General features: G+C 66.6%; 9 protein-coding genes. 1 reads left to right on the top strand and 8 read right to left on the bottom strand.

Annotated elements, in window-relative coordinates:
- Positions 1-15 precede the first annotated feature (15 nt).
- Genes pgmB through QPK32_RS08275 form a run of 3 tightly spaced genes read right to left on the bottom strand, consistent with a single transcriptional unit; the run spans position 16 to position 4091 of the window.
- The gene (gene pgmB / locus QPK32_RS08285; RefSeq protein WP_290412320.1) at positions 16-669 is read right to left on the bottom strand and encodes a beta-phosphoglucomutase; all 654 of its coding nucleotides are present in this window, start codon (positions 667-669) and stop codon (positions 16-18) included.
- Complete coding sequence (locus QPK32_RS08280; protein WP_290412319.1) at positions 666-3014, bottom strand: glycosyl hydrolase family 65 protein; 2349 nt, start codon at positions 3012-3014, stop codon at positions 666-668. Before QPK32_RS08280 ends, pgmB begins: the two co-directional genes overlap by 4 nt.
- A 48-nt stretch (positions 3015-3062) precedes the next feature.
- Positions 3063-4091: a LacI family DNA-binding transcriptional regulator gene (locus QPK32_RS08275; protein ID WP_290412318.1), complete on the bottom strand. Its 1029-nt coding sequence runs from the start codon at positions 4089-4091 to the stop codon at positions 3063-3065.
- Positions 4092-4302: 211 nt separating this feature from the next.
- Between QPK32_RS08275 and QPK32_RS08270 the strand changes: the two genes are divergently transcribed.
- On the top strand, positions 4303-6765 hold the full coding sequence (locus tag QPK32_RS08270) for a TonB-dependent siderophore receptor (protein ID WP_290412317.1): 2463 nt from the start codon (positions 4303-4305) through the stop codon (positions 6763-6765).
- 166 nt (positions 6766-6931) lie between these two features.
- On the opposite strand, the gene QPK32_RS08265 is transcribed toward QPK32_RS08270, so the two are convergent.
- The 5 genes from QPK32_RS08265 to QPK32_RS08245 all read right to left on the bottom strand — a co-directional run bounded on the left by QPK32_RS08265 (position 6932) and on the right by QPK32_RS08245 (position 14006).
- Positions 6932-9616, bottom strand: a complete 2685-nt coding sequence (locus QPK32_RS08265; RefSeq protein ID WP_290412316.1) for a TonB-dependent receptor domain-containing protein — start codon at positions 9614-9616, stop codon at positions 6932-6934.
- Between the two features lie 116 nt (positions 9617-9732).
- Positions 9733-10401, bottom strand: coding sequence for an outer membrane beta-barrel protein (locus QPK32_RS08260; protein ID WP_290412315.1), 669 nt, complete (start codon positions 10399-10401; stop codon positions 9733-9735).
- 234 nt (positions 10402-10635) lie between these two features.
- Positions 10636-11658 carry an alpha/beta hydrolase gene (locus QPK32_RS08255; RefSeq protein ID WP_290412314.1) on the bottom strand — a complete coding sequence of 341 codons (1023 nt, stop codon included), beginning with the start codon at positions 11656-11658 and terminating at the stop codon, positions 10636-10638.
- 156 nt (positions 11659-11814) lie between these two features.
- On the bottom strand, positions 11815-12291 hold the full coding sequence (locus QPK32_RS08250; protein ID WP_290412313.1) for a MarR family winged helix-turn-helix transcriptional regulator: 477 nt from the start codon (positions 12289-12291) through the stop codon (positions 11815-11817).
- Positions 12292-12419: 128 nt separating this feature from the next.
- Positions 12420-14006, bottom strand: a complete 1587-nt coding sequence (locus tag QPK32_RS08245) for a GGDEF domain-containing protein (protein ID WP_290412312.1) — start codon at positions 14004-14006, stop codon at positions 12420-12422.
- Positions 14007-14107: the final 101 nt, after the last annotated feature.

Raw genomic sequence — 14107 nt, 5'->3', positions numbered from 1 at the left:
TCAGCGGCGCGCTCTTCAGTATGCGAACAGGTCGAACTCCTCCATCGAGCGGATGATCCGGTCGGCCCGCGCCAGCACCTGGGGGTCGCCCACGCCGACGGCGAACATGCCCGCGTCCTTGATCGACGCCACGCCGGCCGCCGCGTCCTCCACGCCCAGGCAATCGGCCGGCGCCACGCCGAGGTGAGCGGCCGCCGTCAGGAAGATTTCCGGATCGGGCTTGCCGCGCCGGACGGTGGCGGCATCGACCACGTCGTCGAAGCGGTCGCGAATGCCCAGGCGGTCCAGCACCGTGAACGCGTTCTTGCTGACCGACGCGAGGCCGATCCTCAGGCCGGCGGCGCGCACCTGTTCCAGCGCCTCCAGCGCGCCGGGCAGCAGATCCTTCGGCGTCATCGTCGCCACCAGTTCCTGGTAGTGGCGGTTCTTGGCATCGGCCAGCGCCAGCTTCTCGTCGGCGTCGAAGGCGCGCGGCGCGCGCGCCAGGATCAGCTCCAGCGATCCCATGCGGTGGATGCCTTTCAGTTCCTCGTTGAAGGCTTCGTCGAACGGCGTGTCGATGCCGTCCGCCAGGCGCTTCCAGGCCAGGTAGTGGTAGCGGGCGGTGTCGGTGATGACGCCGTCCAGGTCGAAGATGACTGCCTTGAAGCGGGTGGTGTGCGTGCTCATGCGAGGTTCTCCATGCGGATCGATGGGTGCGCGGCGTCCAGTGCGACGGCGCGGCCGTGGTGCGCCAGCGCCAGGCGTTCGCCGGCCAGCAGGCGGTAGTCGGCGCCGCCGGCGTCGACGGCCACCTCCAGCAGCGCGCCGCGCACGTGCACCTTGAAGCGGTAGCCGTTCCACTTGTCCGGCAGCGTAGGCGCGAAGCGCAGGCCGCCTTCATCCAGGCGCATGCCGCCGAAGCCATAGGCGACGCCGAGCCAGGTGCCGGCCATCGCCGCCGTGTGCACGCCGTACTCGGTGTTGGCGTGGGTATTGTCCAGGTCCAGGCGCGCCGTCTCCATGAAATAGGCGTAGGCCTTGTCGCGGTAGCCCACCTCGGCGGCGACGATGCTGAAGATGCAGGACGACAGCGAGGAATCGTGCGTCGTCACCGCCTCGTAGTAGTCGAAGTCGCGGCGCTTGTCGTCCAGCGAGAATTCGTTCGACAGCAGCAGCAGCGCCAGCACCACGTCGGCCTGCTTGCACACCTGGTGGCGGTAGATCACCAGCGGGTGGTAGTGCAGCAGCAGCGGGTACTTGTCCGCCGGCGTGCCGGCGAAGTCCCAGCGCTTCTTGGACAGGAAGCTGTCGTCCTGCTCGTGGATGCCCAGCGCCTCGTCGTAGGGCAGGCGCATGGCCGCGCTGGCGGCGCGCATGGCGTCGATTTCGCCCTGTTCGAGTCCGATGAGGGCGGCCACGCGCGCATGGTCGTCCGGGCGCTCGGTGCGCAGGCGATCCGCCATGTCGGCCGCGAACGTCATGTGCATGCGCGCCATCGCATTCGTGTAGTAGTTGTTGTTGACGAGGGCCGTGTACTCGTCCGGCCCCGTCACCTCGTTGATGCAGAAGCGTCCCTGGCGGTCGTACGATCCGAGACCCAGCCAGATCCTGGCCGTCTCCAGCACGATCTCGGCGCCGTACCGGGCGATGAAGTCGAAGTCGTTCGTCGCCAGCAGGTACTGGCGGATCGAGTAGGCGACGTCGGCATTGATGTGGTACTGGGCGGTTCCGGCCGGGTAGTAGGCCGAGCACTCCTCGCCCGCGATGGTGCGCCACGGATACAAGGCGCCGCGCGCATGGGACATCTGGCGCGCCCGCGCGCGGGCCTGGGGCAGGATGTCGTAGCGGTACTGCAGCAGCGCCCGGGCGATCTCGGGGCGCGAGAACAGGAAGAAGGGAAAGACGTAGATTTCCGTGTCCCAGAAATAGTGGCCCTCGTAGCCCTCCCCCGTCACGCCCTTGGCCGCGATATTCGTCTTGCCGTCGCGCCCGACCGACTGCAGCAGGTGGAACTGGTTGAAGCGCACGCCCTGCTGCAGCGCGTCGTCGCCCTCGATGACGACGTCGGCCTCGCGCCAGAAGCCGTCCAGCCAGAGCGCCTGCTCGCGCACCAGGGCCTCGAAGCCGGCGGCGCGGGCGGCGGCCAGTTCGGCGCGCGCGTGGGATGCGACGCGCGCCTCCTCGACGTCGCGCGAGCTGGCGTAGGCGATGAATTTGTGGAGCACGACGGTGTCGCCCGCAGCGGCGGCGAGGGCGAACGCATGGCCGCTCGCGAGAGGCTCGACGCGCGCCTCGGCGCCGTCCAGCACGGAGTCGGTGGCCGTGGCCAGCAGGAAGCCGCTATGGCGCGTGCGCTGCAGCACCAGCACGTCGCTCGCGCCTACCTCGCCCCCGGCCAGCTGCAGGCTCGGGCCCGTGATGGCCGAGCCCACGCGCGGATCGTCGCCCGCCTGCATGTTCGTCACGGCCGCGTCGACGTCGGACAAGATACCGACCTCGCCCGAGAAGTTCAGCGGCGTCACCGCCACTTCCAGCGCCGCCACGTGCTTGCGGTCCAGGCAGACCAGGCGCCGGCTGGCGATGCGCAGGCGCTTGCCGGTGCCGGATTCCCACTCGACGCGGCGCTCCAGCACGCCGGTGCGAAAGTCGAGCCGGCGCTCGTAGGCCAGGACCTTGCCCGTCTCCAGCGTGAACGGCTCGCCGTCGACGACCACGGCGACGCGCTTGGCGTTCGGCACGTTGAGCATGAACTCGTTGGTCCGCGCCAGGCCGTAGGCGTTCTCCGGATAGTGGATCGTCTCGGTATCGTGGAAGCCGTTCAGGTAGGTGCCTTCCAGCGTGCCGCCGGCCGCGCCGCCGGGGCCATGGCCCTCCTCCGGCGTGCCGCGCATGCCGATGTAGCCGTTCCCCAGCGTGAACAGGGTCTCGTGCAGGAAGGCGCGCGCGGGGTCGGCGGCGCGCTCGCGGATGCACCACGGCTCCGGGTCGAGCGCCAGTGCCGGCAGCGGCATGTTATCGATGTCATTCTCCACGGCGGTTTCCTTGTGTGCGGTGTATGGTTGCATGCGATGGTGCGCCGCTCAGGTCTGGCGCACGATCAGGGTGGTGGGCAGCATCTCCGAGTGCACGTCGGCACGGCCCTCGATCATCTGCAGCATCTTTTGCGCGAGCAGCACGCCGCCGTCGCGCAGGTACTGGTGCACGCTCGTCAGCGGCGGCACGAAGCTGGCGGCGCCCGGCGTGTCGTCGTAGCCGATCACGGAAATGTCTTCCGGCACGCGCAGGCCGGCCTCGGTCAGCGCGCGGATGGCACCCATCGCCAGCTGGTCGCTGGCGGCGAACAGGCCGTCGCTGGCATGGCCGGCCTTCTTCTTGAGCAGCGCGCGCACGCATTCGAAGCCGGCCTCGAAGGTGAAGGCCTTAGGACGCAGGATGTGCACGGGCGCGCGGCCGGACAGCGCGTCGACGAAGCCGGCGCAGCGTTCCTGCACCTCGGCGTGGTCGACGTCGCCGAGGAACACCAGCCGGCGCCGGCCCTGGTCGAGGAAGCGCTCGGCCACGCTGGCGCCGCCCTTGCGGTTGTCGCTGCCGACGACGACGTGGTCGGCACCGCGCTTCTCGTTCCTGTGTTCCGGGGCACCCCACACGACCAGCGGCACGGTGGAACCCTGCAGCGCGCGTACCGCCTCGCCGTGCGAGCCCTGCCCCAGCAGGATCAGGCCGTCGGCGCCCTGCACGGGCGCCGTGTCGAGCAGCTGGCGCGACGTCAGCACGACGCTGTAGCCGGCCGTCGTCAATTCCTGGGTGATGCCGCCCAGCAGTTCGAGCGGATACGGGTCGGACATGGGCCGGCCCTTCGCGGGCGTCATCTCGACGACGACGGCCACCGAGTACGAGCGCCCCATGCGCAGGTTGCGCGCGCTGACGTTGAAGCGGTAGCCCTGCTCGGCCGCGATTTTCCGGACCTTCTCGCGCGTCTTTTCCGTCACCAGCGGGCTGTCGCGCAACGCGCGCGACACCGTGATGGTCGACACGCCGGCGATCCGCGCCAGGTCTTCCATCGTCAATGCCGTGTCGGTTGCCGCCGGTTTTTTGCGTTGCTGCGCCATGTGATCCGTCAAATGAGAGCTTCAGTCCGGATCGCATTATGCCAGATTCCCTTGTGCTGTCGACAAAAAATGACATCGATAACAATACGATTGACATCGATAACAATTCGATGATTCAATGGCCCGACTTGCTTGACCGAGATGCAAGATCGGCAGGCCGCGGGGGAGGAGACGCCCCCGAACAATCCTCATCCATAAGAGAGACAATCCGATGAAAACGCCAGTCCAGTTGCCGCGGCTGCATGCCGTCGCCCTCGCCGTCGCCACCCTCGCGCTGCATGCGCACGTGGCAGCCCAGGAATCCTCGCCCCTCCCGGCGGCCGACGTCCAGAAGGAGATCCAGCAGGTCGTCGTGACCGGCACCGCGTCGGCCAGCGGCACGCGCAGGATCGACACGAGCTTCTCGATCACGGCCGCCACCGAGGAGCAGCTCAAGATGGCGGCGCCCAGCAGCACCGCGGACGTGCTCAAGATCGTGCCGGGCGTGTATGCGGAAGCGACGGGCGGCCAGTCCGGCGCCAACATCGAGGTGCGCGGCTTCCCGTCGGGCAGCGATTCGCCGTTCGTGTCGGTGCAGATGAACGGCAACCCGATCTATCCGGTGCCCGTGCTGTCCTTCTTCGAAGGCTCCTCGGCGTTCCGCCTGGACGACACCATCGAGCGCGTCGAGGTGCTGCGCGGCGGCCCGAGCACGATCTATTCGAGCGGCCAGCCGGGCGCCACGATGAACTTCATCATGAAGAAAGGCGGCGACACGCCGGAGGGGAATATCCGCGTCACGACGGGCACGGGCAGCCTGCGACGCATCGACGGCGTCTACAGCGGCAAGCTGGCGGACAAGTGGTACGGCATGGTCGGCGGCTTCTGGCGCAAGACCGACGGCGTGCGCGACGCCGGCTTCCCCGCCGACGACGGCGGCCAGCTGTCGGCATCGATCACGCGCAAGCTCGACGGCGGCGAGCTGACCGTCTATGCGCGCCACACCGACGACAAGAACGCGTTCTACACGGGCGTGCCGCTGATCTCGTCCAACGAGGGCCGCAGCATCTCGTCCTTCCCCGGCTTCGATCCGCTCACCGGCACGCTGATGAGCAACGAACTACGCCACTTCACCGTCGAGGCGGCGCCGGGCAAGACGCTGAACTACGACCTGGGCGACGGCCGCGGCCTGAAGTCGACGCTGTTCGGCGCCGACTACCAGCAGAAGATGAACGGCTGGGACGTGTCGAACAAGCTGAATTACTTCAGGGACGACCTGAACACCATCGCCATGTTCACGGGGAACAACCCGCTGACCGCGGCCGACTACCTGGCGCAGTCGATCGCGTCGGCCAACGGCAATGCGGCGGCGCTGGCGGCGGCCGGCCGGCCCGCCGCCGGCGGCGCGCTGACCTATACGAACGGCGGCGGCACCGTCGGCGCCGACCAGCAGGTGGTGCAGGCGGGCCTGTGGGCCGTGGAGAAGAAGCTGCGCTCGTTCACGGACGAGCTGCGCGTGAGCCGGGAGATCGGCCGCGACAACACGCTCACGGTGGGGGGCTACTATGCGGATTACACATCGCGCGACACCTGGTACCTCGGCAACAGCCACCTGATGACGGCCACGCCGAATGCGCGCCTGATCGACGCGCGCCTGGACAATGGCGTGATCGTGTCCAACCGCGGCACCGACGGCAACGTCAACTATGCGCCGATCGCTTCCTACGATGGCGACAACAAGGCGGTCTTCATCGCCGACGAATGGCGCATCAACGACCGCATCAAGGTCGACGCGGGCATGCGCCACGAGAAGCAGAGCCTGTCCGGCTCCGTCTCGAACCAGATGACGGGCGATACCGACAACAACCCGCTGACCGTGTACAACAACGGCACCTCGATGCCCAGCGGGACCTTCACCCGCTATGCGCGCGACGACTCGGCCAATTCCTTCACGGTGGGCGGCTTGTACAAGCTGACGAAGAACTCCAGCGTGTTCGTACGCGCCAACCAGGGCCACACCTTCATCTACTTCGACGACATGCGCAATGCCGGCAGCCAGGCCGTGCTGGACGACCGCAACCGCATTCCGAATCCGAAGGTGACGCAGTACGAGGTCGGCTTCAAGACGGCGACGCCCGTCTACAGCGCCTACGTGAACGCGTTCTGGACCGACTTCAAGGGCATTTCGTTCCAGCAGATCACCACCACCGACATCCTGTATTCGGTGAGCGGCTCGAAGGGCAAGGGCGTGGAATTCGAACTGGCGGTGCGCCCGCTCGCGGGACTGCAGCTGCAGCTGACGGGCGACTGGCAGGACTCGACCTACAAGGACAACCCGGCCATCGCGGGCAACCAGGTGCAGCGCCAGCCGAAGTTCCAGTACCGCTTCTCGCCCAGCTACCGCCTGCCGATCGGCGACCGCGCGCTGAAGTTCTACGGCACGTATTCGCATATCGGCGCGCGCTGGGCCGACCAGGCCAACACGCAATACCTGCCGAAGTACGACACGCTCGACATCGGCGTGCTGGCCGAGCTTTCGGACCGCCTGGAACTGCGCCTGACGGGGACGAACGTGACCAACGAGCTGGGGCTGACGGAAGGGAATTCGCGCCTGGTGGGCGCGAGCACTGGGCCGATCAATGCGCGGCCGCTGTTCGGCAGGGCGTGGGAAGCGTCGCTGAACTACCGGTTCTGAACGGAGAAGGTTCTATCTTCCGTACCCTCTTGGCGGGACCTCGGTCCTGCCTTTTTTTCGTCCATGTCACACGTCCGTCGAACGCGTGGACGGCAAGCCGTCCACCCTACCAGGACGTCTGTGTCACGGGTGGGGTAGACGGGTTCCCCGTCCACGCGTTCGACCGTCACAGGAAGTGGTAATTCAACTCCACCCAGCCCGTACGCCCCGCCGGGCTGTAGTTGCCCACCGCATAGTTCGGCCAGCCCGCCGAATCGTCGTGCTTGACGCGGTTGAAGACGTTGTTGACGATGGCCGATACCGTCAGGCGGTCCGTGACGCGGTAGACGACGCTGGTGTTGAACAGCGTGGACGGCGACAGGTAGTCCGTCTGCGCCTGGTTCGGGATCTTGCCGTAGCGGGTGGCGAACAGCGTCGCCGACCACGGGCCGCGGTCCCAGTTCAGGCTCGCGGCCAGCTTGTCCGGCCAGTCCATGCTGTCCAGCGCATGCAGGTCGTCCTTCACGGCGTCGGCGGCGAACTGGCGCGAGCGGCGCGTCAGCGTCTTCGCGTAGTTGCCGCGCAGCGTGAAGGTGCCATAGGTGCCCGTCCTCAGCGCATATTTCGCGCTGACGTCGATGCCGCTGCTTTCCTGCTGGGCCGCGTTGATCGGGTTGACGCGGATTTCCTTGATCTCGCCCGGACGCACGGGCGAATTCGCCGCGAAGCGGGTGATGCGCGCGATGGCGTCGACGCAGGTCGGCGAGCCGATGTCCTGCGTGCCCAGGCGGCAGGCCGCTTCGTCGCGCAGCAGCTGGTCGGCGTCCAGGTTCGTCACCAGGTCGTCGATGCGGATCTTCCAGTAGTCGATCGACGCGTCGAAGGCGGCACTCGGCGACCACACGATACCGGCGCCGTAGGACTTGCCCTTCTCCGGCTTCAGGTCCTTGCTGCCGAGCTGGACGTAGTCCACGCCCGGCGAGACGCTGGCGAATTCGCAGCCGGACAGGGGCTGGCCGGCCAGGCCGCAGCGGTAGTAGTCGGTCGTGGACGCGTAATAGCCGGTGCCGCGCGCCTTGTAGATGTAGTTCATGTCCGGCGCGCGGAAGCTGGTCGCGTAGTTGGCGCGCACCAGCAGGTCCTTCGCCGGGCGCAGTTCCAGGCCGCCGTTGTAGGTGAACTTGCCGCTGTCGCGCTCGGCGAATTCGTAGCGGTCGTAGCGGCCGGCCAGCGTCGCCGTCAGCATCGTCGTCACGGGAATGTTGGCTTCCACGCCGGCCGCGTAGCGCGTGCGGGTGCCGGCCGTGACGTCGCTCGTCGTGGCCAGGTTGAAGTAGCCCTGGTTGATGCGTTCGTCCGGGCGGTTCGAGAAGCCCTGGCGGCCCGCCTCGACCACGGCCGCCACTTGCAGCGGCCCGGCCGGCAGTTGCAGCACTTCGCCGTTGGCGCTGGCCGACAGCGTGTGCGTCCACGATTCGTCATCGCTCTGCGCCTGGCCCGTGATGCCGTCGAATTCCGCGGCCGTCAGCGGGCGCGCCAGGCGCGCCGGGTCCGGCGCGTAGATCGCGATGCCGTTGCTGTCGAGGCCGAGTTTGGGGCCCAGGAAGAAGCTGTCGATATTGGCCAGCGCGCGCGGCGTCCGGCTCTTGCTTTCGTACCAGGAGGCGCTGTAGCCCGCCTCCCACTTCCAGCTGGTGCCGGTGACGTGGCCGCGCGCGCCCAGCGAGGCGGCCACCGATTCGTCCTTCCAGTGGCGGTTGTAGCGCGACACGCCGCCCATCTCTTCCGGCGACATGTAGCGGGTCCAGGCTTCGTAGTGGCCCGTGTTCCGGTTCAGGAAGTAGCTGCCGTTGGTCGAGGACGAGGTCCAGGACGGGCCGCGCGTATTGTTCTGCGTGTCGTTGCGGCCCAGCAGGAGGTCGGCGAACAGCGTGGTGTCGTCGTTCAGTTCATACGTGGCGCTGCCGAAGGCGTTCTTGCTCAGGTTCTGGGTCTGCACGGACCAGTAGGTCGGGCTGACCTTGTTGCTGGCGCAGTAGTTGCCCGTGCGCGAAGCGTAGCTGGCCACGCTGCCGCCGAACAGCCCGCCCACCTGGGCGCAGTCCTGGTCGATGTAGCGGCCGACGGTGGCGTCGCGGCGCGACAGCACGTTGGTGGGCGTGCCCTGGCGCGTGGCCATGAAGTCGCGCTGGGAGGCGGCGATCGGGTTGCGGTCGTCGAGCTCCAGCGAAAACACGGTCGACAGGCGGTCGAACTGGCGTCCGCCCGTCACCTGCAGGCGCCGCTCGGCGCCGCCGCCGCGCGTGGTGCCGCCGGCCTTGACGTTGACGTCGACGCCGTCGAATTTCTTCTTGAGGATGATGTTCACCACGCCCGCGATCGCGTCCGAGCCGTAGATCGCCGAGGCGCCGCCGGACAGGATCTCGATGCGTTCGACGATCGAGGACGGGATATTGGCCAGGTTGGTGAAGTTGACGGTGCCGTCGTAGGCGACGGGGAAGTCGGCCAGGCGGCGGCCGTTCAGCAGGATCAGCGTGTGGTTCGGGCCCAGGCCGCGCAGGCTGATGGTGTTCGCCGACGGCGTGAAGGTATTGCCGAAGTCGGCGCCCTGGGTGAACCCGCTGTTCTGCACCTGGTTGTTGAGGGCGTCGAACACGTTCTTGTAGCCCTGGCGCGTGATGTCCTCGCCCTTGAGGATGGTGACGGCCGACGGCCCTTCGAGGCTGGCGCGCGCGATGCGCGAACCGGTGACGACGACGGATGCGGGTGCGGTCGCCGTGGTGGAGGCCGGTTCGGTTTGCGCCTGCGCGTTGTACGGCAGGCCGATGAGCGGCACGCCGGATAGGGCGGCCAGCAGATGCTTGGTCTTCATGCTTGTTGTGGTGAGTCCTTTTGGGGACGCGGACTTTACCAAACAGCACTGCTCAGCCGGAACGATTTATTTCGTACAAGCTTATGCAACTACAAATAAAAACCTGGATCCGGCGATCAGAAACCCAGGTTCACGTTGGCCTTGATGCTGTTGTTATTGGTATTCGGCCCCCAGCGCTCGCTGTTGCCGTAGCGTTCGAACGATCCCGAGACGGAAGCCTTCTCGCTCAGCTTGTACTTCGCGCCCGCGCCCGCGTACACGCCCGTGTCGGTTTCCTGCACCGACCTGTGCAGCTCGTCGCGATGCTTGTACTCGCTGTAGGCCACGCCCACCTTGCCGAAGGCTTCCCAGCGGTCGCCCGCCGGGATCGTGATCCTCGCGGCAGCATGGGTATGCATGCCCTTCACGTTCAACGCACCGTTCGCCTCTTCCGGGCGCGTGTAGCTGGCCAGGAAAGTGCCGCGGTCATACAGGTTGACGTAGCCGCCCTCCAGCGCGATGAACGGCGTCAGCTGCACGCCGGCGAGCAGGCGCGGATCCGTGACGTAGCGGCCGAAGGCGGCCGGGTCGCGCGGCATGCGGTCCGGCTCGGCGAGGTTCTTGAGGTAAGTGCGCGAAGTCGGCTGGATCTTCGCGAAAGGCTGGGACAGCAGCGGGGTCGACGACAGCGTCGCGGCCGGCTGCGGCAGCAGGACCGGGGACGGTTCCGGTTCGGGAACCAGGGTCTGGGCGTGGGCGCCGCCCACGGCGAACAGGATGGCGGCGGCAAGGCCGGTGGCGTGCATCGTCTTCTCTCCGTGTTTGCGTGTTCGACGTCAGCGTACCGGTTAATTGTAGAACATGAACGAACTAATTTTTAACAAGTTGTAAATAAATATGCATGTCAGGCATATAACGACGTCGCCCCTGCGAAGGCAGGGGCCCAATTCCGCGTGCGTTGCGACGGCGCTAAAAAATTGGGTCCATGCCTGCGCAGGGGCGACGCTGGTACCGTGTACGGGTTACGCACCCTTCGCACTTTATTTCAGGTGCACTTTCAGCTCGGTACCCGCCTGCAGCAGCGCCGATTGCACTTCCGGCACCTTGGCCAGCGGGTTCAGCAGGCCATAGTCGTGGATCATGCCGTTGTAGCGGGTGGCGGTCACCGGCACGCCGGCGGCGTCCAGTTTCTTCGCATACGCTTCGCCTTCGTCGCGCAGTACGTCCAGCTCGGCGGTCTGCACGAGGGCGGGCGGCAAGCCTTTCAGCTGCTCGGTGCTGGCGCGCAGCGGCGAGGCATAGTTCTCGTTGCGCTTGGCGGCGTCGGTCGTATAGTTATCCCAGAACCATTTCATCATGTTCTTGGTGAGGAAGTGGTCATTGGCGAACTCGTTATACGACGCGGTCTCGAAATTGTTGTCGGTCACGGGCCACAGCAGCACCTGGTAACGGATCTTCGGTGCGCCCTTGTCCTTCGCCATCAGGCTGACGACGGCCGCCATATTGCCGCCGACGCTATTGCCGGCCACGGCCAGGCGGCTGCCGTCGACATTGATTTCCTTGCCGTTGGCGGCCACCCACTTGGTCGCGGCATAGGCCTGGTTGATCGCCACGCCGTATTGCGCTTCCGGCGACGGGGTGTAGTTCACGAACACCGCGGTCGCGCCGGAATAGTTCACCAGGTCGCGCACCAGGCGGGCATGGGTCGGGTAGTCGCCCAGCACCCAGCCGCCGCCGTGGAAGAACATGAAGACCGGGGTCGCGCCCTTGGCGCCGTGCGGCCGGACGACGGTCAGGTCGACCTTCTGGCCGTCCTGGGTGATCGTGCGGTTGCTGACGTCCACGCCGGACAGGTCGACCTGCACCGATTTCTGGGCGCCGATCAGCACCTGGCGCGCTTCCTGCGGGCTCATCTGTTCCATCGGCTTGCCGCCGCTGCTGTTCAGTACGTTCAGGAAGGCCTGGGTCTGGTGTTCGGCGGCCGGCACGGCCGGGGCTGCCATGGCGGCTTGGGCGCCGATGACGAACAGGGAAGCGGACAGGATGGTGGCGACGGTTTTCATGGTGGTTCCTTTCAATGTCTTGCGTGGTCGTTGTGGATGTTTTTTTACTTCACTACCTATAAACACTATTTAATAGCGCACTACTTATTAATCTGTAATTCCCTATTAAATAGCGCACTACTTATTTCATGGACGCCCGCAAAAGCAGTACTGCCCTCACGCGTTGTCCGCCAGTTTCGCCCGCAGCCCTTCGAGCTGCTGTTTGATGACGTTCAACTCGCCCGGCGTGCACGACGTGGCGCACAGCACCTCGTCGAAGATCGCGCCCGCTTCGTCCTGCAGGGCGCGGCCCGCTTCCGTCAGGCTGATCACGACCTGGCGCTCGTCCGCGGCGGAGCGGGCCCTGCTCACCAGTCCGGCCGCTTCGAGCCGCTTGAGCAGCGGCGTCAGCGTGGCCGAATCGAGGAACAGGCGCGCACCGATCTCGGACACGGTCAGCTCGTCCTTCTCCCACAGCACCATCAGCACCAGGTATTGCGGATAGGTCAGGTCCAGCTTGCGCAAGGCTTTGCGATACACCTTGTTCATCGCCAGGCCCGTCGAGTACAGCGTGAAGCACAGCAGGTCGTCGAGCACCGGGGGTTTCCGGTTTTCCTTTGCTGCCTGCTTCGTCGATGTGTCGTTGGCGTCCATGGCTTGAATATTAAATCGCGCGCTATCGAATAGCAAGCGATATTTGTAAGAAGATGTGACATGACCATGGTAAGCGGATCGCCCCGCTCCCGCCGCACCGCTGCGCGCGGCGGCATGGGGCGGATGCTTCAAGCGGCGACGGCCATCCTGGCGCGCGCGGCCAGGCGGTTGCGGCCGCCCGCCTTGGCCTGGTACAGCATGCCGTCGGCCGCCGCGACCCAGTCGCTCGGCACGTCGCTGCCGTCGATGGCGGCATGGCCCGTATAGACGCCCAGGCTGAGCGTGACGAAGCCGGTGGGGCTGTCGGCATGGGGGATGGCCAGCGCTTCGACGGCGGCGCGGATCTTTTCGGCCACCGCGCGCGCGCCGTCGAGGTCGGTGTCCGGCAGGATCACCGCGAATTCCTCGCCGCCGTAGCGCGCCGCCAGGTCGGCCGGCCGGTGCGGGCCGCTGGCGATGGCGCGCGCCACGAGGCGCAGGCAGGCGTCGCCCGCCACGTGGCCGTAGCGGTCGTTGTATTTCTTGAAGAAGTCGACGTCCGTCATGATCAGCGAGAACGGCCTGCGGCTGCGCCGCGCGCGCTCGTGTTCGGTCGCCAGCGTTTCCTCGAAGCGGCGCCGGTTGGCCAGTCCCGTCAGCCCGTCGCTGTCGGCCAGTACGCGCAGCGAGACATTGTGCACTTCGAGCGAGGCACGGGCCCGGCGCAGCTCGTCCTCGAGCGCCTCGCGCACGCGCAGCTGGCCGATCATGCGCTTGCCGCCCCAGGCCAGCACGGCCACGGCGAACAGCACCACGCAGCTCATCTTGATCACGGCTACCCACCAGCCTGCCAGGATCTCGGACTTGGCTTGCGCCGTCGCCACGATCATCGGGAAGCCGTCCAGGTGGCGGTAGCTGTACAGGCGCTCGACCCCGTCGATCCGCGAGACCAGCATGGCCGTGCCGACCGGACCGTGCTTCTTGTACAGCTGGTACACGGGTCCTTCCGCGATGCTGCTGCCGACCATGGATTCCTTGAAGGGCCGGCGGTACAGCAGCGTGCCGTCGTCCAGCGCCAGCAGGATGGTGCCGGTGGGGCCGACGTCGAAGCTGTCGTAGAACTTGCCGAAGAACTGCAGCTTGAGCGAGGCCATGGCCACGCCGCCGAAGCTGCCGTCGGGACGGTTGATGCGGCGCGACAGTGGAACGGCCAGCACGCCGCTGGAGCGGCTGTAGATCGGCTTGCCGACCAGCACCCCGAGGTCGGTATGCGTCTTGTGGTACTGGAAGTACGGACGGTCCGCATTATTGCCGCGGACCAGCTTGGGCAGCGAGCTGGCCAGCCGGGTACCGTCGGGGCCGTAGATGAACACCTCCTGCAGCTCGGGCGTGTGGGCGACGATGGCCTGCATGCGCTGGTGGATGCGTTCGCCGCTCTCCCCCTCCAGCGAATCGTGCTCGGCGCGTTCGACGATCTCGGACAGGATCCCCCCGCCGATCTTGATCGAGCGCTCCGCATGCGACGCCAGCGCGCGCGCCATATTGGCCGTGCTGATGCCGGTCTGCTCGAGCTGGTGCTGGCGCGACGCCCACAGGCTCCAGCCGTGCAGGCACAACAGCAGCAGGCAGAATCCACCCAGCAAGACCCCCAGGCGCACCACCATCGGCTGGCGCAGGCGGTCGAGGCGCCGGAGGCGATCGGCGTGGTCGGTGGCGTGATTGTCAGGATCTTGCATGCAGCTCGACATGTAAACGAAATGAACGAAAGCGTGGCACCGCAAATGTTGCATGCCACGGCAGGGCGCTTGACAAGATTTTCCCAGAGACGGCAAACGAA

The sequence above is a fragment of the Massilia sp. YIM B02763 genome (assembly GCF_030412015.1).
Taxonomy (GTDB): Bacteria; Pseudomonadota; Gammaproteobacteria; order Burkholderiales; family Burkholderiaceae_D; genus Telluria.
Note: the sequence above shows the minus strand (reverse complement) of the source record. Positions and strands in the feature narration are given on the sequence as shown.

Bases quoted from the DNA above. Each gene is read 5' to 3' on its own strand.
- pgmB (WP_290412320.1), bottom strand. From the start codon at position 669: ATGAGCACGCACACCACCCGCTTCAAGGCAGTCATCTTCGACCTGGAC.
- QPK32_RS08275 (WP_290412318.1), bottom strand. From the start codon at position 4,091: ATGGCGCAGCAACGCAAAAAACCGGCGGCAACCGACACGGCATTGACG.
- QPK32_RS08270 (WP_290412317.1), top strand. From the start codon at position 4,303: ATGAAAACGCCAGTCCAGTTGCCGCGGCTGCATGCCGTCGCCCTCGCC.
- QPK32_RS08265 (WP_290412316.1), bottom strand. From the start codon at position 9,616: ATGAAGACCAAGCATCTGCTGGCCGCCCTATCCGGCGTGCCGCTCATC.
- QPK32_RS08260 (WP_290412315.1), bottom strand. From the start codon at position 10,401: ATGCACGCCACCGGCCTTGCCGCCGCCATCCTGTTCGCCGTGGGCGGC.
- QPK32_RS08255 (WP_290412314.1), bottom strand. From the start codon at position 11,658: ATGAAAACCGTCGCCACCATCCTGTCCGCTTCCCTGTTCGTCATCGGC.
- QPK32_RS08250 (WP_290412313.1), bottom strand. From the start codon at position 12,291: ATGGACGCCAACGACACATCGACGAAGCAGGCAGCAAAGGAAAACCGG.
- QPK32_RS08245 (WP_290412312.1), bottom strand. From the start codon at position 14,006: ATGCAAGATCCTGACAATCACGCCACCGACCACGCCGATCGCCTCCGG.